The organism is Streptomyces sp. SudanB5_2050 (genome assembly GCF_964272335.1).
In the GTDB taxonomy this organism is placed as follows: domain Bacteria; phylum Actinomycetota; class Actinomycetes; order Streptomycetales; family Streptomycetaceae; genus Streptomyces; species Streptomyces rochei.
Genome location: NZ_OZ186760.1, coordinates 1,858,265 through 1,878,207 on the forward strand (window position 1 = coordinate 1,858,265; position 19,943 = coordinate 1,878,207).

Consider the following 19,943-nt stretch of genomic DNA (forward strand, 5'->3'; position numbering starts at 1 on the left):
CGTGGTGGGCCTCACACATCCCGCATGACCCGTGTGGCGTGCGCCACCGCGTCCGCGGCCCCGGCCGCCCCGGCCGTCCGGCCGCGACCTCGCCCGGCGGATAATCGAGTCCGTGATCGATCTTGAAACGCGCACGGCGGGCCGTCCGGGTGCCCTGCGCCGGGCCGCCCCGGCGCTCCTCGGTTACGCGGCCGTACGCGCCCTGGGCCTGCTCGCCCTGGCCCTGTGGAGCGCCGCGCGCGACAAGAACGCGTACACGCTGCTGACCGCCCGCTGGGACTCGCTCTGGTACACGAGGGTCGCCGAGCTGGGTTACGGCTACGAGGTGCGGCTGCCCAACGGCGACGTCCACTCCAACCTGGCGTTCTTCCCGCTGCTGCCCTGGCTGGAGCGGCTGGGCGCCGCGCTCTCGCCGCTGTCGTACGCGGACGCGGGCTTCGTGGTGAGCCTGCTCGCCTCCTTGGCCGCGGCGTGGGGGATCTTCGCGGTCGCGGAGCACCTCCACGGCCGCCGGGCCGGCGTGTGCGCGGTGCTGCTGTGGGCCGTGCTGCCCGTCGGGATCGTGCAGTCGATGGCGTACAGCGAGTCCCTGTTCACGGCACTGGCCGCCTGGTCGCTGTACGCGGTGCTGACCGGGCGCTGGGTGACGGCGGGGCTGCTGGCCTCGCTGGCCGGGCTGACCCGGCCGGTGGGTCTCGCGGTGGCGGCGGCGGTGTGGGCGGCCGCGATCGCGGCGTTCGTGCGAAGCCGGGGCGACGGCGTCCCGGACGGCGCCCGCGGCTCGCGCCACGCCCCCGGCGAGGGCGCGCGGCGCGTACTCGGCATGGTCCTCGCGCCCCTGGGCGCCGCCGGTTACGTGCTGTGGGTCGGCCACCGCACCGGCAAGGGCCCCCTCGGCTATCTCGACGTCCAGGCCGGCTGGCGCAACGGCTTCGACGGCGGGGTGGCCTTCGCCCGTTTCGTCGCCGGGCGGTTCACCTCCTTCCCGTCGGCCCTGGCGGGTGTCGCGCTGGCGGTCGGGGTCGTTCTGCTGCTCTGGCTGTACGTCGTGTGCGTACGGCGGCGCCAGCCGCTGCCGCTGCTGGTGTACACGGGCGTCGTGGTCGCCCTCGCCCTGTGCGCGTCGAGCTACTTCGGTTCGAAGCCGCGGCTGCTGATGCCCGCCTTCCCGCTGCTGCTGCCGCTCGCCCTGTCCCTGGCCCGGCTGCGAACCAGCAGGTCGACGCTGGTGGTGGGCGTCCTGGCGATGGCCTCGGCGGTGTACGGGGCGTTCTGGTTGAACGGCTCGGGGCCGCCCTGACCGTCCGGAGGCGCCCGATGACCGCCGGGACAATTCCGCACCAGCATTCGGTGAACGAATTCATAAGCACGATAAAACCGTCGACCGGACCGATCAAAGGAATTGAAGTCCGCAGTCGGCCCGGATTGCGGATTCCTCGGAAATAAACCTCCGCCTGAGAGGAATCCCACATCACATCGTCATCACAAAGCCGTTGATTCGGCGGGGATCACTCCTCACTCGCTGTAACGTCGATTGGGTGCGTACCGAACGGAGCCTCACCCGTCTGGACCGGGTGTTCGCGAGACTCGACCGGGAGCCGGAACGGCCGGTCCACCTTGATGTGCCGGAGATGAGCCGGCACCGGATCGCGCTGTTCGCCGGAACCCTCGCGTTCTACCTCGCCATCGTGTGGGCGGTGCTCATCACCTCATGGCTGGTCCGGCTCGACTGGCAGGTCATGTTCTTCCGGCCGTACCAGCAGTGGCCGGAGATCCACGCGTTCGTCGACTACTACGTGGTCCTCGGCCAGCGCGGCCCCACCGCGGTGATGGTGGCGGCCTGGCTCGGCTGGCGCTCCTGGCGGCAGCACACCCTGCGCCCGCTGCTCGCGCTCGGCGTCTCGCTGCTCCTGCTGAACGTCACGGTGGGTGCGGCCAAGTACGGCATGGGCCGGCTCGGACCGCACTACGCGACCACGATCGGCTCGAACGAGATGTGGGCCGGCGGCGATATATTTCCGAGCGGTCACACCGCGAACGCCGTCGTGACCTGGGGCATCCTGGCCTATCTGGCCTCGACGCCGAGGGCGCGGCGCTGGCTTTCGGCGCTGTCCGCGGTCGTCTCGCTCGGGGTGGGCATGTCCACCGTCTACCTCGGGACGCACTGGCTCAGCGACGTGCTGCTCGGCTGGGCCGCGGGCCTGCTGATCCTGCTGGCGCTGCCGTGGTTCGAGCCGCTGATCACCCGCGCCGAGGTGCGCATCCTCGACCTGCGGGACCGCTGGTTCGCCCGTCGCGGCCGTCCGGAACCGGCGAAGGAGCCGGTCAGTGTGCCCGTGGCGCCCGCGCCGCTCGGCTCCGGACGGGAGGACGCCCCGGTGCGCGAGCCGGTCGCCGCGCCCCGGACCCGGGCGCCCGTGCACCTGGCCCCGGGGCCGCACACGACCCGCTCGGACCGTACGCCGGTGACGCCGGCCGGCAGCCGACGGCCGCCGCACGCCGACCGTCACCCCCGCAACACGGCCCCGGCCGCCCGCCCCCTGTCGGGCGGCTGACCGGCGCGCACGACGCCCCGGGAGTGTCGGTACGCACCGCCCGCTCCCCCGTCTTGTCAGCCCTTCCAGGCGCTCCCCCGCCCTGTCAGCCCTTCCAGGCGCGGGCCACGCGGCCGTCCTTCACCTCGAAGTTGAGGCGCCCCACGCGGTACTCCATGGTGATGACCGTCCCCGGCGCCAGTGACCGCACCGTCGACCAGCCGCGCTCCCGGGCGAGCCGTTCGGCCGCTTCGGAGGCGAGGCCCACGTAGGTGTCCGGGCTGTCCTGGGGTTCGACCGGGGGTGTCGGAATCGGTGCCATGGCGTCACGCTAAGCCCTGCTCATCGAGCGGGGAAGCCCGAGCCGGTAACCGGGGCCACAGATGCCCGTACCGTCACACTTCTGTCACAGCATCACGGGCCTCGTTTTGATCGGGCCCGGTCACACGGACGGACGGATTCCTACGCCTTTCGTGGGCATGCCAGGTGAATTGCCGCGTGTCGCACCGACCCTTCGAATAAAGGAACGGAATGGCCGCGCAAAGGGCCCTACGAGCTCCCTGAATTCCGTACCCGACCACCGCCGAACGCGCTTGCGGATACCAGGCACCCCTACAGAAAACGCATGGCGCGCTCACAGGTTCACCACGTCCGCCGCCGCCCCGCGGACCCCTCAGCGCCTCAGCGCCTCAGCGCCGTGACGGACACCGACAGGTCGTTGTCCCGGGTGTAGTACGGCCCGGCCTCCACCGGGCCGTGCCGCGTCTCCACGCGCGCGCGTGGATAGGTGAGGACGGGGTGCTTGTCGGCGACGTCGTCCAGCAGCCGCGCGACGCGCACGGCCGGACCCGGGTCGCCCGCGGGCCGCAGCCACAGGTCCCACTCACCCGGCTCCAGAGCGGCGTACGGCACGGAGAACCCGAACTCCGTCCGGTCGCCCGCGACCTCCAGCCGCCGCACGCCGCCCTCCCCGGTGCCGGGCCGGGTCCGCAGCTCGGCGTGGGCCTCGGGGGCGAGCTGGGTGCCGTACACCCGCCCGCGCACGCTCGTCCCGTCGTCGGTGAGGCGCAACTCCCCCGCCTCGGCGTGCGGGGCGCGCAGCCAGCTGCGGACCGTGAGATTGCCCTGGCGGGTGGCGTACGGGATACGGACGGCCACGTGGCCGAGCAGCCCGCTGGGGGTGCGGTCGGCGAGCGAGCGCAGGTCGGTGACGCCGGGCACCAGGCGCCGCGGCTGGTCGCCGTCGCTGACGCGCGCGTAGGCGTCCCAGCGCCCCTCGGGCAGGGCGACGCTGCTGGGCAGCGCGGCGCGCAGCCGGCCCTCGGCGGCCGGGGCGAGCGGCAGGCTCACCGTGTCACCGACGCTCTCGCCCTCGCGGCGGCGCAGGATCAGCAAGGGCGTCCCGAAGTCCCCGTGCGCGGCGACGTCGAAGGTCAGACCGCCCGCGGAGTCGCCGATGCAGTCGGCGCGCAGCGGGGCGGCCGGTTGGAGCGGCGGCGTCATGCGGTGCGGTTCCTCCCTGATCTCCCGTCGCCCGGTTAGACCCGGAACCCCGCCTTCTGGTTGTCCGTGTCCGATTGCGATGTGGTCACGACCGGGGGATTTCAGTCACCCAGTTCCTTCACTGATTTCCCGATTTGTCGACTGAGGGGCACGGCGCCGGTCACCCGCTCTTCGTTCCAACCTCGTTACGGGAAAGGCCACTTGGCGGTCGGTCGGCGTGCCGGGGCGCAGCCGCCCCCGTGCCGCACACGGTTCGATTCCGTCGGCCGTGGGGCGTGACTCCCTCCACAGATCGCCCGTTGTCTTCTGCATGAGCCGGGGACCGCCCGGACCACGGCCCGGGAGCCACCCGGTCCGGCCACGCACCGCATCCCGAGGGAGCCACCCGTGCCGCGCATGCTCGACGTCAGCGACGACGTACGCGCCGAGATCGGCGACGAAGAAGCCGACCGCCTGCTCGCCGGGGAGTCGGCCCCGGGCAGCTACGACTGCACATCCTGCCGCACACCGGGCGACTGCGAACAGGAGCGCACCAGCACCGTCCTCTTCATCGGCGAGGAGACCGCCGTCCTCGCCTTCGCCCACGCCGGCTGCCTGCCCTCGCAGGTCGTCAAGGTCACCGAGGAGCAGCTCCAGGGGGCCGTGCGGTCCATCAACGCCGACCAGGCCCGCCCCCAGCCGGACCAGGCCCCCCACCGGCCCGAGCAGGCCGCTCCCGACAAGGTGGCCCCCGAGCAGGCGGTGCTCGGCGTCACCAGCGGACTGATCCTGATCGCCGGGGAGCTGCACCCGGCCCTCGTGGTGGAACCCACCGCCCCCATCGCCCGCCCCGGCACGACCGGTGCCGGGGACGACTTCCTGCCGCTGCTGATCGAGCAGGGCTTCCTGCCGGTCACCGAGCTGTCCACCACCCCGACCGTGCTGCACGGCTGGTCGGTGCTGCTCGCGATGGGCCAGCTGCACGCGGTCCTCCAGCCGGGGACGAACGGCGGGCGGCCGGTGGCCTGGTGGCAGGCGCACCAGCCGCTCCAGGTCACCGAGGGCTGGCGCACGGCGGCCAACAAGCACCAGCAGGTGCTGATGTTCGCGGCTCCCGTCGGGTCGATCGGGCGGCAGCCGCGCGAGGACCTGCTGCGGGACGCGCTGGACAAGGCGGCGGCCGGCGGCCAGCTGGTCGCGGCGGCCCTGCCGCTGGCCGGGACCTGAGCGCCGTCCGCGCGTACGGCAGCAGGCGGTCACCGTCCGGCCGCATCCCTTCCCGCGCGGGGTCGTTTGGACATACGTGTACGCATACGACGCCTTCCACCGCCAGGGCGGCCCCTCGGCCACGCCGATCTACGACGCGCTCTACGCCGAGTACGTCAGGTCCTTCCGATCGCTTCCGGGCGACCGCAGCGGCGAGGAGGAGCTGGGGTTCACGTCCTTCAGGAGCATCCCGCGCGGCCGGAGCTCCTACAGCGCCTACAGCGCGGGCGCACAGAGCGCCCGCGTCGGCCAGCAGTCGGTGTGGCAGCGCGTCGGCACGCACCACGTCCCGGCCGCGCTGCCACCGGCACGGCGTCCGGGTGCCTGAGGCTCACCCGGACCACGAGAGAGGGCGCCCCCCGTCGGGGGGCGCCCTCTCTCGTGGCGGCGGTCGCGGCGGCCGCTACTTCTTCTTCGCGCCGCGCTTCTCGCGCACCCGCACGGAGATGTGGATCGGCGTCCCCTCGAAGCCGAACTCCTCACGCAGCCGGCGCTCGATGAAGCGGCGGTACCCCGCCTCGATGAAGCCGGAGGCGAAGAGCACGAACCGCGGCGGCTTGGTGCCCGCCTGGGTGCCGAAGAGGATGCGCGGCTGCTTGCCGCCCCGCACCGGGTGCGGGTGGGCCGCGACCAGCTCGCCGAGGAAGGCGTTCAGCCGGCCCGTCGGGACCCGGGTCTCCCAGCCCGCCAGGGCGGTCTCGATCGCGGGGACCAGCTTCTCCATGTGCCGGCCGGTGCGGGCCGAGACGTTGACCCGCGGCGCCCATGCCACCTGGCCCAGCTCGGTCTCGATCTCCCGCTCCAGGTAGTAGCGGCGCTCCTCGTCGAGGGTGTCCCACTTGTTGAAGGCCAGGACGATCGCGCGGCCCGCCTCGACGGCCATGGTGACGATCCGCTGGTCCTGGACCGAGATCGACTCGGAGGAGTCGATGAGGATGACGGCCACCTCCGCCTTCTCGACGGCGGCGGCGGTGCGCAGCGAGGCGTAGTAGTCGGCGCCCTGCTGGAGGTGGACGCGCTTGCGGATGCCCGCGGTGTCGACGAACTTCCAGGTGACACCGCCCAGCTCGATCAGCTCGTCGACCGGGTCGCGGGTGGTGCCGGCCAGCTCGTTGACGACGACGCGCTCCTCGCCGGCCACCTTGTTGAGCAGCGAGGACTTGCCGACGTTGGGGCGGCCGATCAGGGCGATGCGGCGCGGGCCGCCGACGGCGGTGCCGAAGGTCTGTGCCGGGGCCTCGGGGAGCGCCTCCAGCACCTTGTCCAGCATGTCGCCGGTGCCGCGGCCGTGCAGCGCGGAGACGGGGTGCGGCTCCCCCAGACCCAGCGACCACAGGTAGGAGGCGTCGGCCTCGCCGCTCGGGCCGTCGACCTTGTTGGCGCACAGCACGACCGGCTTGCCGGCCTTGCGCAGCAGCCGTACGACGGCCTCGTCGGTGTCGGTGGCGCCGACCTTGGCGTCCACGACGAACACCACCGCGTCGGCGGCCTCGATGGCGTACTCGGCCTGCGCGGCCACGGACGCGTCGATGCCGAGGACGTCCTGCTCCCAGCCGCCGGTGTCGACGACCTTGAAGCGGCGGCCCGCCCACTCGGCCTCGTAGGTGACGCGGTCGCGGGTGACACCGGGCTTGTCCTCGACGACGGCCTCGCGGCGGCCGATGATCCGGTTCACCAGGGTCGACTTGCCGACATTGGGGCGGCCGACGACGGCGAGGACGGGCAGCGGGCCGTGCCCGGCCTCCTCGATCGCGCCCTCGACCTCCTCGATGTCGAAGCCCTCTTCGGCGGCCAGCTCCATGAACTGCGCGTACTCGGCGTCGCCGAGCGCCCCGTGGTCGTGCTCCTCGCCCGAGCCCTCGGAGTGGATGTGGTCGTTCATGAAGTCCGTACCTCGTTCATCGTGGTGATCGGTGGAAACCCCTGTTCACGGGTGATCCACTACTCAAGTGTCACTCAGCGCCCGGTGAGGCGCCTGGCGTTTTCCAGGTGGGCGGTGAGCTGCTTCTGAATGCGTTCGGTGGCCTCGTCCAGGGCCTTGCGGGTGCGCCGTCCGCTGCCGTCACCCGCGTCGAAGGGGTCGCCGAAGACGACGTCGACCCGGGAACGCAGGGGAGGCAGCGCCTTTATCAACCGTCCGGGACGGTCGGTGCTTCCCAGCACCGCGACCGGCACGATCGGGGCGCCGCTGCGCACCGCGAAGTAGGCGAGGCCGGCGCGCAGCGAGGCGAAGTCGCCCTCGCCCCGGGTGCCCTCCGGGAAGATGCCCAGCACGCCACCGTTCTCCAGCACGCCCAGCGCGCGGGCGATGGCCGTGCGGTCGGTGGAGTGGCGGTCGACCTTCAGCTGGCCGATGCCGGTCAGGAAGCGGCCGAGCGGTCCGACGAACGCCTCCTTCTTGATCAGGAAGTGCGTCGGCCGGGGCGCGACGCCCATGACCATCGGGCCGTCGATGTTGTGCGCGTGGTTGACGGCGTAGATGACCGGGCCGGTGGCGGGGACCCGCCAGGAGCCCAGCACGCGCGGCTTCCACAGCCCGTACATCAGTCCGACGCCGATGCGCCGCCCGACCTCGGCGCCCCGCGCCGACGGGATTTCGGTCACTTCCCGGCCCGCTTCTCCTCGACGAGGGTGACGACGCACTCGATGACCTGCGGGAGGGTGAGCTCGGTGGTGTCCACCTCGACCGCGTCGTCGGCCTTGGCCAGCGGCGAGGTCTTGCGGCTGGAGTCGGCCGCGTCCCGCTTCATCAGGGCCTCGCGGGTGACGTTGACGTCGGCGCCCTTCAGCTCTCCGCTGCGGCGGGCGGCGCGGGCCTCGGCGGAGGCGGTGAGGAAGATCTTCAGGTCGGCGTCCGGCAGCACGGTCGTGCCGATGTCGCGGCCCTCGACGACGATGCCCTGCGGGGCGCCGGCGGCGATGGTGCGCTGCAGCTCGGTGATCCGGGCCCGCACCTCGGGGACGGCGCTGACCGCGCTGACCTTGGAGGTGACCTCCTGGGTGCGGATCGGGCCGGCCACGTCCGTGCCGTCGACGGTGATGGTGGGGGCGGCCGGGTCGGTGCCGGAGACGATCTCGGGCTTGCCGGCCGCGGCGGCGACCGCGTGCGGGTCGTCGGTGTCGATGCCGTTGGTCACCATCCACCAGGTGATCGCCCGGTACTGGGCGCCCGTGTCCAGGTAGCTCAGGCCGAGCTGGGCGGCGACGGCCTTCGACGTGCTCGACTTGCCCGTGCCGGAGGGGCCGTCGATGGCGACAATCACGGCCGGGGCGGTCGGGGCGGCGCCGTTTTCCACGAGGGGACACCTTCCTGGTGCGGTGCGGTGGGTGGTGTGCGGGACGCGAACGCGTCCCGCACAAGGTTACCGGGCGCGCAGGACCCCTCTTGCAGCCGTACGGGGCCCGCGGTCACTGCCGGATCGCCCAGCCCCGCTCCTTGAGGGCCGCGGTCAGCACCGCGGCGGCCTTCGGCTCGACCATGAGCTGCACCAGACCGGCCTGCTGCCCGGTCGCGTGCTCGATCCGCACGTCCTCGACGTTGACCCCGGCCCGGCCGGCGTCGGCGAAGATGCGGGCCAGCTGGCCGGGCTGGTCGTCGATGAGGACCGCCACCGTCTCGTAGACGCGGGGCGCGCTGCCGTGCTTGCCGGGGACCCGCACCTGCCCCGCGTTGCCGCGCCGCAGCACCGCCTCGATGCCGGCGCTGCCCTCGCGGCGCTCGACCTCGTCGGAGGACTGCAGGGCGCGCAGGGCCCGTACGGTCTCGTCGAGGTCGGCGGCGACGTCCCCGAGCAGGTCGGCGACCGGCCCGGGGTTGGCGGAGAGGATGTCGATCCACATCCGGGGGTCGGAGGCGGCGATCCGGGTCACGTCGCGGATGCCCTGCCCGCACAGCCGTACGGCGGCCTCCTCGGCGTGCTCCAGGCGGGCCGCGACCATGCTGGAGACCAGGTGGGGCATATGGGAGACCAGGGCCACGGCGCGGTCGTGGGCGTCCGCGTCCATCACCACGGGGACCGCCCGGCAGTGCGAGACCAGCTCCAGCGCGAGGTTCAGCACCTCGGTGTCGGTGTCCCGGGTCGGGGTCAGCACCCACGGGCGGCCCTCGAAGAGGTCGCCGGTGGCGGCCAGCGGACCGGACTTCTCCCGGCCGGACATGGGGTGTGTGCCGATGTAGGCGGAGAGGTCGAGGCCGCGCGCCTCCAGCTCGCGCCGGGGGCCGCCCTTGACGCTGGCCACGTCGATGTAGCCGCGGGCGGCGCCGCGCCCCATGGCGTCCGCGAGCACGTCGGCGACGAGTGCGGGCGGGGCGGCCACGATCGCGAGGTCGACGGGCCCGTCCGGTGCCTCGTCGGTGCCGGCGCCCAGTGCGGCGGCCGTACGGGCCTGCTCGGGGTCGTGGTCGGCGAGGTGGACGGTGACACCCCGCTGGGTCAGCGCGAGCGCGGCCGAGGTGCCGATGAGGCCGGTGCCGATGACGAGTGCGGTTCTCACTGGGCGATGTCCTTGCGCAGGGCCGCGGCGGCGCCGAGGTAGACGTGGGAGATCTCGGCGCGGGGCCGGTCGGACTCGATGTGGGCGAGGACCCGGACGACGCGCGGCATGGCGCCCTCGATGTCCAGCTCCTGGGCGCAGATCAGCGGGACGTCGGTGATGCCGAGCTTGCGGGCGGCGGCGGCCGGGAAGTCGCTGTGCAGGTCCGGGGTGGCCGTGAACCAGATGCTGATCAGGTCGTCGCCGGTCAGCCCGTTGCGTTCCAGCATCGCCGTCAGCAGGGCCGCGACCTGCTCGTCCATGTGCCCGGCTTCGTCCCGCTCCAGTTGGACGGCGCCCCGGACCGCTCGTACCGCCACGGCGTTGCTCCTTGCTGACGTGCGTATCGGTTGTTGGTCCGTCCAGCCTAGTCAGGCCGCCGGGTACCGGCCCGGGGCGCCCGTCTCCTGAGACGCTGGCCCGGACCCGGCCCTCCCCCTCCCCCGGAGCTGCGACATGTCCCACACCCCGGCCCGCCGTACGGTCCTCCTCTGCACGGGCGCGGCGGCGCTCTCCGCGGGCTGCGGCGGCGGGGGCGGCGACGGCGACGCACCGGCCGCCTCGCCGGGGCGTGAGCTGGCGCCGACGAGTGACATCCCGGTCGGCGGCGGCAAGGTCTTCGCGGACGAGAAGATCGTGGTGACCCAGCCGCGGCAGGGCGAGTTCAAGGGCTTCTCGGCGGTCTGCACCCACCAGAACTGCCTGGTGTCGGACGTCCGGGACGGCACCATCGACTGCGCCTGTCACGGAAGCAGGTTCAGCATCGCCGACGGCTCGGTGGAACAGGGTCCGGCGACCAGGCCGCTGCCCGAGGAGCGGATCGCGGTGGAGGGAAATTCGATCCGCCTGGCGTGAGCCGCCCGCGTACGCTCCGGGCATGGAGCCCGAGACCCTGGTGCGCGACCACACGATCTACGCCTGTGTCATGGGTTCGCGCGCCTTCGGCCTGGCGACGGAGGGCAGCGACACCGACCGCCGGGGGGTGTTCCTGGCCCCCACCGAGCTGTTCTGGCGCTTCGAGAAGCCGCCGACGCACGTGGAGGGCCCGGCCGAGGAGCAGTTCAGCTGGGAGCTGGAGCGCTTCTGCGAGCTGGCCCTGCGCGCCAACCCGAACATCCTGGAGTGCCTGCACTCCCCGCTCGTGGAGTCCGTCGACGACACGGGCCGCGAACTGCTCGCCCTGCGCGAGGCGTTCCTCTCCCGCCGGGCCCACGAGACCTTCACCCGCTACGCGCACGGCCAGCGCCGCAAGCTGGACGCCGACGTGCGCACGCACGGCGCCCCTCGCTGGAAGCACGCGATGCACCTGCTGCGGCTCCTGACGAGCGCCCGCGACCTGCTGCGCACGGGCGTCCTGTCGATCGACGTCGGCGACGGCCGTGAGCCGCTGCTCGCCGTGAAGCGCGGCGAGGTGCCCTGGCCGGAGGTGCGGTCGTGGATGGCCCGCCTGGTGGAGGAGGGCGAGACGGCCGCCCGGAGCAGCCCGCTGCCCGCCGAACCGGACCGGCGCCGCGTCGAGGACTTCCTGGTCCGCGTCCGCCGGACCTCAGCGCTCCAGTCGCGCCCGTACGACGAAGTCGTGCAGGGCGTCGTACGCGGTGGGGGCGTCGGGCAGCGCTGAGGCCGCCCGCGCCTCGTCCAGCACCCCGTGCAGCCGCTCGACGTCGGCGCACACCCGGGCGTGGTCGACGCCCGCGTCCCCGTGCTCGCGCTCCGCCTTGGCGGCGATCAGCTCGGGCAGGTAGTCCGGTGCCGCGTCCACCTCGCCGAGGAGCGTGGGCAGATGCGGCTGCACCTCGGCCGCGCGCATCAGGTGAATGCCGGTGAGCAGCACCCGGAAGGCTGCTGCCCGCCGCCGATCCGGTCGGGCTGCGCGAGCCGGAGGAGACCCGGTCGCGGATGTGGGAGCGGGACGGCGTCGAGAGCGCGCACGGGAGCTGGCCGCGCTCGCGCCGGGTGGGCGCCGGAGACGGTGGCGAACAGCACCGGGAAGGGCTGCTCGGCCACCACCGGGGCCAGGTCGATGTCGAGGGCGTCGATCACGCGCTCAAGCGTCCCAGAGCGCTCCGAGGGCCAGCAGGTCGGCCCGGTACTCGATGCGCTCGGCCCACTCGGCGGGCCAGGCGTCGGCGCCCAGGTGAGCGCCGGCGAAGGCGCCCGCGAGGCAGGCGATGGAGTCGGAGTCGCCGGCGGTGCAGGCACCGCGGCGCAGGGCGGTCAGCGGCTCGTCGACGAAGAGCAGGAAGCAGAGCAGCCCGGCCGCCATGGCCTCCTCGGCGATCCAGCCCTCACCGACCGCGAGGCACGGGTCGGTCTCCGGCGAGACGGTGCGCACGGCGTGCTGGAGGCGGTCGAGCATGGCCAGGCACTCGTCCCAGCCGCGGGCGATGAAGTGCTCGGGCGTCGGGTCCTGGGAGCGGGTCCACAGGTCGCCGAGCCAGCGCTCGTGGTAGCGGGTGCGGTTGTCGTAGGCGTACGAGCGCAGCAGCCCGACCAGCCCGGTCGGCTCGGCGCCCGAGGCGAGCAGCCGTACGGCGTGCGCGGTGAGGTCGGAGGCGGCGAGCGCGGTGGGGTGGCCGTGGGTGAGCGCCGACTGCAGCTGGGCGGCGCCCGCGCGCTGTTCGTCGCTGAGGCCGGGGACCAGGCCGACGGGGGCGACGCGCATGTTGGCCCCGCAGCCCTTGGAGTGGATCTGGCTGGCGTCCTGCCAGGGGCGGTCGGGCCGCTCCAGGAGGTCGCAGGCCCGCAGGCAGGTGTTGCCCGGGGCCCGGTTGTTCTCCGGCGACCGGTTCCAGGCGATGAACTCCTGCCGTACCGGCTCCACCATGCCCTCCGGGGCGAGGACGCCGCGGTCCATCGCCGTCCGCAGCCCCTTGCCCAGCGCCAGCGTCATCTGCGTGTCGTCGGTGACGATCGCCGGTCGGGGCAGTTCCATCTCCCGCCACGGCCCGCACTTGGCGAGGATCGACGGGACGTCGTTGAACTCGGTCGGGAAGCCCAGCGCGTCGCCGAGGGCGAGCCCGGTGAGCGCCCCGGTGGCGGCGCGCTTGGTGAGGGTGGTCGTGGTCATGCGGGGCGTCCTTCCCGAGGGGTGCGGAGCAGGGGCGGGTGCAGGGTGGTGGCGGGGCCCGCGCGGTAGAGCGCGGCCGGTTTGCCGCGGCCGCCGGTGAGACGGGCGGCGCCGGGGACGGCCTCGACGAAGCCCGGGGTGGCGAGCACCTTGCGGCGGAAGTTCGGCCGGTCCAGGGCCGTGCCCCACACCGTCTCGTAGACCTGTTGCAGCTCGCCGAGCGTGAACTCGGGCGGGCAGAAGGCGGTGGCCAGGCAGGTGTACTCCAGCTTGGCGCCGACGCGGTCCCGGGCGTCGGCCAGGATCCGGTCGTGGTCGAAGGCGAGGTCCGCGGCGGCGTCGTACGGCACCCAGCGGGCCTGCGAGGCGTCACCCCCGCCGCGCGGTTCGGGCGGGTGGGGCAGCAGCGCGGCGAACGCGACGGACACCACCCGCATCCGGGGGTCCCGGCCGGGTTCGCTGTAGGTGCGCAGTTGTTCCAGGTGCAGTCCGGTCACGTCGGCGAGGCCGGTCTCCTCGGCCAGCTCCCGCCGCGCCGCCGTCTCCGCCGACTCCTCGGGCAGCAGGAAGCCGCCGGGCAGCGCCCAGCGGCCGGCGTACGGCTCCTGGCCCCGTTCGACGAGCAGCACGTGCAGCGCGCCCGCGCGCAGCGTGAGGACGGCGAGGTCGACGGTGACGGCGAACGGCTCGTAGGCGTGCTTGTCGTAGCCGTGCACGAGCACCCACCCCCTTAATAGTCACTACGACTATAAAGAGAGTGGGTGCTCGAACACAACCGTCGGGGGCCCGGGACCCTTAGAGGTCGACCTCCTGCATCAGCATCCCGACCTCCGTGTTGGACAGCCGGCGCAGCCAGCCCGACTTCTGGTCGCCCAGCGTGATCGGGCCGAAGGCGGTGCGCACCAGCTTGTCGACCGGGAAGCCGGCCTCGGCCAGCATCCGGCGGACGATGTGCTTGCGGCCCTCGTGGAGGGTGACCTCGACCAGGTAGTTCTTGCCGGTCTGCTCGACGACCCGGAAGTGGTCCGCGCGCGCGTACCCGTCCTCCAGCTGGATGCCGTCCTTGAGGCGCTTGCCGAGGTCGCGCGGGATCGGGCCCACGATGTGCGCGAGGTAGGTCTTCTTCACGCCGTACCGGGGGTGGGTCAGGCGGTGGGCCAGCTCACCGTGGTTGGTGAGCAGGATGACGCCCTCGGTCTCGGTGTCGAGCCGGCCGACGTGGAAGAGACGGGTCTCGCGGTTGGTGACGTAGTCGCCCAGGCACTGGCGGCCCTCCGGGTCCTCCATGGTGGAGACGACACCGGCGGGCTTGTTCAGCGAGAAGAACTGGTACGACTGCGTCGCGACGGTCAGGCCGTCGACCTTGACCTCGTCCTTCTCGGGGTCGACCCGCTTGCCCTGCTCGAGGACGATCTCGCCGTTGACCTCGACGCGGGCCTGCTCGATCAGTTCCTCGCAGGAGCGCCGGGAGCCGTAGCCCGCGCGCGCGAGGACCTTCTGCAGCCGCTCGCCCTCCTGCTCGGCGCCCGGGAAGGTCTTGGGCAGCTTGACGTCCTTCTTGCCCGCGTACCGCTCGCGGTTGCGCTCCTCGGCCCGGGTCTCGTACTCGCGGGACGTCGCCGGGGCCGAGCGCCCCCGCTGCTGCGGACGCTTGGGACCGCCCTTGGCGCCGCCGCGGGCCGAGGGGCCGCGGCCCGACTTCGGGCCGTCCTTGGTGGCGCCGGGGCCCACGTCGTAGCGCCGCTCCTCGGGACGCGGCTTCTTCGGACGCCCGCCCTGCTTGTCGTCGCGGTTGTTGCCGGCGCCGCGGTAGTTACCGCGGCCACCGCCGCTCCCGCCGCGGCCGCCGCTGTTGCCACCACGGCTCCCGCCGTTGTTTCCGCTGCTGTTCCTGCCGCTGCTGCTTCGCATCAAAGTTCCGTCTTGTCGTCTGCGTCCTCGGAATCCGGGGCGTCCGGATCGAACGACGGGACCGCTTCCAGTGTCTCAGCCTCGATCGCCGCCGCCTCCGGGAGGAAGGGCGCGAGCTCCGGGAGCTCGTCCAGGCCGCGCAGGCCCATCCGCTCCAGGAAGTAGTTCGTCGTCACGTACAGGATCGCACCTGTTTCGGGTTCCGTGCCCGCCTCCTCCACCAGACCCCGCTGGAGGAGGGTGCGCATCACGCCGTCGCAGTTCACGCCGCGCACGGCGGAGACGCGGCTGCGGCTGACCGGCTGGCGGTAGGCGACCACGGCCAGGGTCTCCAGCGCGGCCTGGGTGAGGCGGGCGTGCTGGCCGTCCAGGACGAAGCCCTCGACGGCCGCCGCGTACTCGGGCCGGGTGTAGAAGCGCCAGCCGCCCGCGATCAGACGCAGCTCGAAGCCGCGCCCCTGCACGGTGTACTCGTCGGCCAGCTCGCGCAGGGCGTCGGCGATCCGCCGTCGGGGCCGCTGGAGTATCTTCGCGAGGTGCTCCTCGGTCGCGGGCTCGTCCACGACCATGAGGACGGCCTCGAGGGCCGGCTTGAGGGCGAGGTCGGCGACGGCGGCGGTCCCGCCCGGGCTCTGCGCGGTCTCGGGGGTCTCTTCACTCACGCCTTCTGCTCCTCCTTCGGCGCCTCGGGCGGTCGGTCGAACTCGTCGGTCACCACCGGTTCGGTCTCCCCGTCGCCGCCGGTCCAGCGCACCAGCAGGTCGCCGAGCGCGGTCTCCTGGTCCAGGGCGACGGCCTTCTCCCGGTACAGCTCCAGCAGCGCCAGGAAGCGGGCCACGACGGTCAGCGTGTCCTCGGTGTCCTCGACGAGGACCCGGAAACTGGCCTCGCCCAGCTCCTTCAGCCGGGCGACGACGACCCCGGCCTGCTCCTGCACGCTCACCAGCGGGGCGTGGATGTGCTCGACGTACACCTGCGGCTTGGGCCTGGGCTGCATCGCCTTCACGGCCAGCTCGGCGAAACCCTCGGGGCCGATGCTGATGACGACCTCGGGCAGCAGCTCCGCGTGGTGGGGTTCCAGGCCGACGGTGCGCGGGTAGCGGCGGGCCTCGGCCTCCAGCCGGTCGTTGAAGATCTCCGCGATCTGCTTGTACGCGCGGTACTGGAGCAGCCGGGCGAAGAGCAGGTCGCGGGCCTCCAGCAGCGCCAGGTCCCCTTCGTCCTCGACCTCGGCGGCGGGCAGCAGCCGGGCCGCCTTGAGGTCGAGCAGCGTGGCCGCGACCACCAGGAACTCGGTCGTCTCGTCCAGGTCCCAGTCGGGGCCCATCGCACGGATGTGCGCCATGAACTCGTCGGTCACCTTGGACAGCGCGACCTCGGTCACGTCCATCTTGTGCTTGGAGATCAACTGGAGGAGCAGGTCGAACGGCCCCTCGAAGTTGGCGAGCCGCACCTTGAAGACGCCGTCGCCCTCGCCGGGGGCGCCCTGCGCGAGGGCGGAGGACGGGGCCTTCGCGCCTCCCGGAGGCGGGTCGGCGGGAGGCTCCGGGGGCCCGGGCACCACGGGTGCGCTCTCGGCCTCCGCGGGCCCGGACGGTCGAGGTCCGCCCTCGGGACCGGCAGGGGCGGAACCCGCCTCCGGGTCGGTGGGCTCGGACGGACCGGGCCCGGGAAGCACCTCGGGAGCGTCGGCGGCCTCGGGCGTACCGGACGGGTCCGGGACCGGCGACACCGGCGGCGCCGCCCGTTCGCCCGGCCCCCGGCCCAGCGCACGGCGACGGCCGGCACGGAAGCCGGGGCGGGAGGCGTCGTTCGAGGTCATGGCCCCCGCAGGCTACCGCTACCGCCCGCGCAGCCGTCGTACGAGGATGCTGGCGTCCCCGCGGGTCTCCAGGTCGGCGAGGACCACGGCGACGGCCTCGCGGACGATGCGGCCGCGGTCGACGGCCAGTCCGTGCTCGCCCCGGAGCACCAGGCGGGCGTGCTCGAGGTCCATCAGCTCCTCGGCGGAGACGTACACGGTGATCTTCTCGTCGTGGCGCTCGCGGCCACTGGGCCGGCGTGCGGCGGCCCGGCCGCGCTTGCGGGGCTGGCCCTGCGCGGCAGAACCTTCCTGCGTGGCCGCGCCCGTCCCGGCGCCCCGGGCGGAGCGCTCGGCGCCGCGGCTGCGGGACTCGCCGGCCGCGCCCTGTTCCGCGTCCGCCGCGGCGTGCTCCGCGCCCTCGCCGTCACCGCCCTGCGCGGGCACCGACTGCGGTGCGTCCTCGGCGGCGGCCTGGTCGCTCTCCCCCGCCGGTGCCGGCACCCGGGCTTCCCCGTTGGCCGGTCGCCGCGGGGTGGACGCCTGGAGCGCCATCCCCCCTGTCGTACGGAAGAGTTCGTCGGCCCCCGGCAGACTCACTCGGCGTGACACCGGGCGAGCACCTCCCTGGCGAGCTGGCGGTAGGCGGCGGCACCGACGGAGTTGGAGGCGTACGTGGTGATCGGCTCACCGGCGACCGTGGTCTCCGGGAAGCGGACCGTGCGCCCGATGACCGTGTGGTAGACGTGGTCGTCGAACGCCTCGACCACCCGCGCGAGCACCTCACGGCTGTGCACCGTGCGCGAGTCGTACATGGTGGCGAGGATGCCGTCGAGCTCCAGGTCGGGGTTGAGCCGCTCCTGGACCTTCTCGATCGTCTCGGTCAGCAGCGCCACACCGCGCAGCGCGAAGAACTCGCACTCCAGCGGCACGATCACCTTGTGCGCGGCGGTCAGCGCGTTGACCGTCAGCAGGCCGAGCGAGGGCTGGCAGTCGATCACGATGAAGTCGTAGTCGTCCATCAGCGGCTTCAGCGCCCGCTGCAGGGTCGACTCGCGCGCGACCTCGCTCACCAGCTGGACCTCGGCCGCCGACAGGTCGATGTTGCTGGGCAGCAGGTCCATGTTGGGGACCGCCGTCTTCAGCAGCACCTCGTCGGCCGCCATGCCCCGCTCCATGAGCAGGTTGTAGACGGTGAGGTCGAGTTCCATCGGGTTGACGCCGAGACCGACCGACAGCGCGCCCTGCGGGTCGAAGTCGACGAGCAGCACCCGGCGCCCGTACTCGGCGAGCGCGGCACCCAGGTTGATGGTCGACGTGGTCTTGCCCACGCCGCCCTTCTGGTTGCACATCGCGATGATCTTCGCGGGACCGTGGTCGGTCAGCGGGCCCGGGATCGGGAAGTACGGCAGCGGGCGGCCGGTCGGGCCGATGCGCTCCCGGCGCTGGCGGGCCGCGTCGGGCGCGAGCGTCGCCGCGTACTCGGGATCGGGCTCGTACTCCGCGTCGGGATCGTAGAAGTGCCCCTCGGGCAGTTCGTCGTAGTCGGTGAAGTGGTTGCGGGGCGCGCCACTTCCGTCGCCGGCCATGGCGTTCACGTGTTGGCCATCCATACTCATGTGTGCTGTCTGAGTTGCCTGCGGACTCTGGTGGGCGGCTGTGAAGGTGCGTACAGCGACGGAGCCGACAGCCTCGAGACGCCCGGGGCTCTCGGCCCGTGCAGGCATTCCTGGTTGACCACCCCCGGGAGTAAATGTCGACTCATTCACAAGTCGTCTTACCTCCTTGGTGACCAGGAAACTTCTAGACAGGTCAGCGTGGCACCATGCCGACGTTCGGCGACTCTATGGCGTGTCGGGCGTCCGCAGCAACACAATCCGCCGGACCCGGCCCGATGTGTCGGCAATGAAACATCCCTCTGTCAAGGGCGTACGGCCGTCGCACAGCAGGTTTCACCGGTGCGCGAATCGGTTGAAGCGTTACGTTCGAGGCGAGTTGGCCGAGAATCGCAAAGTGACCATACACACACCTGGCCGGACCTTGTCGGGCAAGGTCCGGCCGGGCGTGCGGGGTTGACGGCGACTGTTGACGTATCGCCTTTACCGTTTGGTGACTTAGGCGAGCAGGGTGGCCGGGTCGACGTACTCCAGGCCGTGTGCCTCGGCGACCTCGCGGTAAGTCACCTTGCCGTCGTGCGTGTTGAGGCCCTTGGCCAGCGCGGGGTCACGGCGCAGCGCCTCGACCCAGCCGCGGTTCGCCAGCTCCACGATGTAGGGCAGCGTGGCGTTGGTGAGGGCGTTGGTGGAGGTGTTGGGCACCGCGCCCGGCATGTTGGCGACGCAGTAGAAGACCGAGTTGTGGACCTTGAAGGTCGGCTCGGCGTGCGTGGTCGGGTGCGAGTCCTCGAAGCAGCCGCCCTGGTCGATCGCGATGTCGACAAGGACACTGCCCGGCTTCATCCGGGAGACCAGCTCGTTGGTGACCAGCTTCGGGGCCTTGGCGCCCGGGATGAGCACCGCGCCGATGACCAGGTCGGCGTCGACGACGGCCTTCTCCAGCTCGAAGGAGTTGGACATCACGGCCTTGACCTTGGTGCCGAAGATCTTGTCGGCCTCGCGCAGCTTGTTGATGTCGCGGTCGAGCAGGGTCACGTCGAAGCCCATGCCGACGGCGATCTGGGTGGCGTTCCAGCCGGAGACGCCACCGCCGATGACGACGGCCTTCGAGGGGGTGACGCCCGGCACACCGCCGGGCAGCACGCCGCGCCCGCCGTTGGGGGCCATCAGGTGGTAGGCACCGACCTGCGGGGCGAGCCGGCCGGCGACCTCGGACATCGGGGCGAGCAGCGGCAGCGCGCGGTTCGGCAGCTCGACCGTCTCGTAGGCGATGGCGGTGGTGCCGGACTCCACGAGGGCGTCCGTGCACTCCTTGGAGGCGGCCAGGTGCAGGTAGGTGAAGAGCGTCTGGTCCTTGCGGAGGCGGTGGTACTCCTCCGCGACCGGCTCCTTGACCTTCAGCACCAGGTCGGCCGCGGCCCAGACCTCGTCGGCGGTGTCGAGTATCCGCGCGCCGGCGGCGACGTACTCGTCGTTGGGGATCGAGGAGCCCACACCGGCGTCACGCTCGATGACGACCTGGTGACCGTGGCGCACCAGCTCGTGCACGCCGGCGGGGGTGATGGCCACCCGGAACTCGTTGTTCTTGACCTCGCGGGGGATACCGACCTTCACGTCGATCACGGTCCTTGGCTCAGAGGATGGGGCTATTGCTACACATACCCGCGCACACGTGGGCACAACGGGAGAGACCGCAAGAACGTGCGGCAGAGCCAGTCTAATGAAGGTGT

Annotated in this window: 21 protein-coding genes and 1 pseudogene; 6 read left to right on the forward strand and 16 right to left on the reverse strand. The window is 72.5% G+C overall.

The features are described from left to right. The first annotated feature begins 112 nt into the window (after positions 1-112). Together ACFZP7_RS08265 and ACFZP7_RS08270 are read left to right on the forward strand one after the other, a co-directional pair. Positions 113-1,300, forward strand: a complete 1,188-nt coding sequence (locus tag ACFZP7_RS08265; protein WP_385634149.1) for a mannosyltransferase family protein — start codon at positions 113-115, stop codon at positions 1,298-1,300. A gap of 238 nt (positions 1,301-1,538) precedes the next feature. Next, on the forward strand, positions 1,539-2,555 hold the full coding sequence (locus tag ACFZP7_RS08270) for a phosphatase PAP2 family protein (RefSeq protein WP_019325335.1): 1,017 nt from the start codon (positions 1,539-1,541) through the stop codon (positions 2,553-2,555). A gap of 85 nt (positions 2,556-2,640) precedes the next feature. Here the strand turns inward: ACFZP7_RS08270 and ACFZP7_RS08275 are convergent, their stop codons facing one another. Beyond that, complete coding sequence (locus ACFZP7_RS08275) at positions 2,641-2,856, reverse strand: I78 family peptidase inhibitor (protein WP_127439553.1); 216 nt, start codon at positions 2,854-2,856, stop codon at positions 2,641-2,643. Positions 2,857-3,215: 359 nt separating this feature from the next. Continuing rightward, positions 3,216-4,037 carry a hypothetical protein gene (locus tag ACFZP7_RS08280; RefSeq protein WP_109203234.1) on the reverse strand — a complete coding sequence of 274 codons (822 nt, stop codon included), beginning with the start codon at positions 4,035-4,037 and terminating at the stop codon, positions 3,216-3,218. Positions 4,038-4,424: 387 nt separating this feature from the next. Between ACFZP7_RS08280 and ACFZP7_RS08285 the strand changes: the two genes are divergently transcribed. Together ACFZP7_RS08285 and ACFZP7_RS08290 are read left to right on the forward strand one after the other, a co-directional pair. After that, on the forward strand, positions 4,425-5,243 hold the full coding sequence (locus ACFZP7_RS08285; protein ID WP_031016793.1) for a hypothetical protein: 819 nt from the start codon (positions 4,425-4,427) through the stop codon (positions 5,241-5,243). A 76-nt stretch (positions 5,244-5,319) separates the two neighbouring features. Further along, on the forward strand, positions 5,320-5,610 hold the full coding sequence (locus tag ACFZP7_RS08290) for a hypothetical protein (RefSeq protein WP_019325339.1): 291 nt from the start codon (positions 5,320-5,322) through the stop codon (positions 5,608-5,610). A 75-nt stretch (positions 5,611-5,685) separates the two neighbouring features. On the opposite strand, the gene der is transcribed toward ACFZP7_RS08290, so the two are convergent. From der to aroH, 5 genes are all read right to left on the reverse strand, one after another. Then, positions 5,686-7,164, reverse strand: a complete 1,479-nt coding sequence (der, locus tag ACFZP7_RS08295; protein ID WP_019325340.1) for a ribosome biogenesis GTPase Der — start codon at positions 7,162-7,164, stop codon at positions 5,686-5,688. Positions 7,165-7,238: 74 nt separating this feature from the next. Further along, on the reverse strand, positions 7,239-7,886 hold the full coding sequence (locus ACFZP7_RS08300) for a 1-acyl-sn-glycerol-3-phosphate acyltransferase (protein WP_019325341.1): 648 nt from the start codon (positions 7,884-7,886) through the stop codon (positions 7,239-7,241). After that, positions 7,883-8,578, reverse strand: a complete 696-nt coding sequence (cmk, locus tag ACFZP7_RS08305; protein WP_385634150.1) for a (d)CMP kinase — start codon at positions 8,576-8,578, stop codon at positions 7,883-7,885. The genes ACFZP7_RS08300 and cmk overlap by 4 nt, the downstream gene beginning before the upstream one ends. Positions 8,579-8,690: 112 nt before the next feature. Further along, positions 8,691-9,776, reverse strand: a complete 1,086-nt coding sequence (locus ACFZP7_RS08310; RefSeq protein WP_019325343.1) for a prephenate dehydrogenase — start codon at positions 9,774-9,776, stop codon at positions 8,691-8,693. Then, the gene (aroH, locus tag ACFZP7_RS08315; protein WP_385634151.1) at positions 9,773-10,135 is read right to left on the reverse strand and encodes a chorismate mutase; all 363 of its coding nucleotides are present in this window, start codon (positions 10,133-10,135) and stop codon (positions 9,773-9,775) included. Before aroH ends, ACFZP7_RS08310 begins: the two co-directional genes overlap by 4 nt. A gap of 136 nt (positions 10,136-10,271) precedes the next feature. Between aroH and ACFZP7_RS08320 the strand changes: the two genes are divergently transcribed. Both ACFZP7_RS08320 and ACFZP7_RS08325 read left to right on the forward strand, forming a co-directional pair. Next, positions 10,272-10,670 carry a Rieske (2Fe-2S) protein gene (locus tag ACFZP7_RS08320; RefSeq protein ID WP_385634152.1) on the forward strand — a complete coding sequence of 133 codons (399 nt, stop codon included), beginning with the start codon at positions 10,272-10,274 and terminating at the stop codon, positions 10,668-10,670. 22 nt (positions 10,671-10,692) lie between these two features. Then, a complete protein-coding gene (locus tag ACFZP7_RS08325) occupies positions 10,693-11,436 on the forward strand; it encodes a DNA polymerase beta superfamily protein (RefSeq protein WP_385634153.1) in 744 nt (247 codons plus the stop codon). On the opposite strand, the pseudogene ACFZP7_RS08330 reads toward ACFZP7_RS08325, so the two are convergent. The 9 genes and pseudogenes from ACFZP7_RS08330 to ald form a co-directional block, all read right to left on the reverse strand. After that, positions 11,362-11,858 (reverse strand): annotated as a pseudogene (locus tag ACFZP7_RS08330) (DNA polymerase beta superfamily protein). The gene ACFZP7_RS08325 and the pseudogene ACFZP7_RS08330 overlap by 75 nt on opposite strands. Positions 11,859-11,862: 4 nt before the next feature. Next, positions 11,863-12,885 carry an ADP-ribosylglycohydrolase family protein gene (locus tag ACFZP7_RS08335; RefSeq protein ID WP_137960806.1) on the reverse strand — a complete coding sequence of 341 codons (1,023 nt, stop codon included), beginning with the start codon at positions 12,883-12,885 and terminating at the stop codon, positions 11,863-11,865. Beyond that, positions 12,882-13,601 (reverse strand): NUDIX domain-containing protein, encoded by a 720-nt coding sequence (locus ACFZP7_RS08340; RefSeq protein ID WP_031016804.1) that lies wholly within the window; start codon positions 13,599-13,601, stop codon positions 12,882-12,884. Before ACFZP7_RS08340 ends, ACFZP7_RS08335 begins: the two co-directional genes overlap by 4 nt. 79 nt (positions 13,602-13,680) lie before the next feature. Then, positions 13,681-14,796, reverse strand: coding sequence for a pseudouridine synthase (locus tag ACFZP7_RS08345; protein WP_019325350.1), 1,116 nt, complete (start codon positions 14,794-14,796; stop codon positions 13,681-13,683). Further along, positions 14,796-15,365 (reverse strand): SMC-Scp complex subunit ScpB, encoded by a 570-nt coding sequence (gene scpB / locus ACFZP7_RS08350; RefSeq protein WP_233534830.1) that lies wholly within the window; start codon positions 15,363-15,365, stop codon positions 14,796-14,798. The genes ACFZP7_RS08345 and scpB overlap by 1 nt, the downstream gene beginning before the upstream one ends. A gap of 89 nt (positions 15,366-15,454) precedes the next feature. Further along, complete coding sequence (locus ACFZP7_RS08355; RefSeq protein WP_385634154.1) at positions 15,455-16,618, reverse strand: segregation and condensation protein A; 1,164 nt, start codon at positions 16,616-16,618, stop codon at positions 15,455-15,457. 18 nt (positions 16,619-16,636) lie between these two features. After that, entirely contained in the window at positions 16,637-17,152 is a 516-nt protein-coding gene (locus ACFZP7_RS08360) for a hypothetical protein (protein WP_019325353.1), read from the reverse strand. Positions 17,153-17,193: 41 nt separating this feature from the next. After that, entirely contained in the window at positions 17,194-18,324 is a 1,131-nt protein-coding gene (locus ACFZP7_RS08365) for a ParA family protein (protein ID WP_385634155.1), read from the reverse strand. A gap of 387 nt (positions 18,325-18,711) precedes the next feature. Further along, positions 18,712-19,836, reverse strand: coding sequence for an alanine dehydrogenase (ald, locus tag ACFZP7_RS08370; RefSeq protein WP_030978159.1), 1,125 nt, complete (start codon positions 19,834-19,836; stop codon positions 18,712-18,714). Positions 19,837-19,943: the final 107 nt, after the last annotated feature.

Bases quoted from the DNA above. Each gene is read 5' to 3' on its own strand.
- ACFZP7_RS08360 (WP_019325353.1), bottom strand. From the start codon at position 17,152: ATGGCGCTCCAGGCGTCCACCCCGCGGCGACCGGCCAACGGGGAAGCC.
- ACFZP7_RS08335 (WP_137960806.1), bottom strand. From the start codon at position 12,885: ATGACCACGACCACCCTCACCAAGCGCGCCGCCACCGGGGCGCTCACC.
- scpB (WP_233534830.1), bottom strand. From the start codon at position 15,365: ATGGTCGTGGACGAGCCCGCGACCGAGGAGCACCTCGCGAAGATACTC.
- ACFZP7_RS08345 (WP_019325350.1), bottom strand. From the start codon at position 14,796: ATGCGAAGCAGCAGCGGCAGGAACAGCAGCGGAAACAACGGCGGGAGC.
- ACFZP7_RS08325 (WP_385634153.1), top strand. From the start codon at position 10,693: ATGGAGCCCGAGACCCTGGTGCGCGACCACACGATCTACGCCTGTGTC.
- ACFZP7_RS08355 (WP_385634154.1), bottom strand. From the start codon at position 16,618: ATGACCTCGAACGACGCCTCCCGCCCCGGCTTCCGTGCCGGCCGTCGC.
- ACFZP7_RS08365 (WP_385634155.1), bottom strand. From the start codon at position 18,324: ATGCCTGCACGGGCCGAGAGCCCCGGGCGTCTCGAGGCTGTCGGCTCC.
- der (WP_019325340.1), bottom strand. From the start codon at position 7,164: ATGAACGACCACATCCACTCCGAGGGCTCGGGCGAGGAGCACGACCAC.
- ACFZP7_RS08275 (WP_127439553.1), bottom strand. From the start codon at position 2,856: ATGGCACCGATTCCGACACCCCCGGTCGAACCCCAGGACAGCCCGGAC.
- ACFZP7_RS08320 (WP_385634152.1), top strand. From the start codon at position 10,272: ATGTCCCACACCCCGGCCCGCCGTACGGTCCTCCTCTGCACGGGCGCG.
- ACFZP7_RS08280 (WP_109203234.1), bottom strand. From the start codon at position 4,037: ATGACGCCGCCGCTCCAACCGGCCGCCCCGCTGCGCGCCGACTGCATC.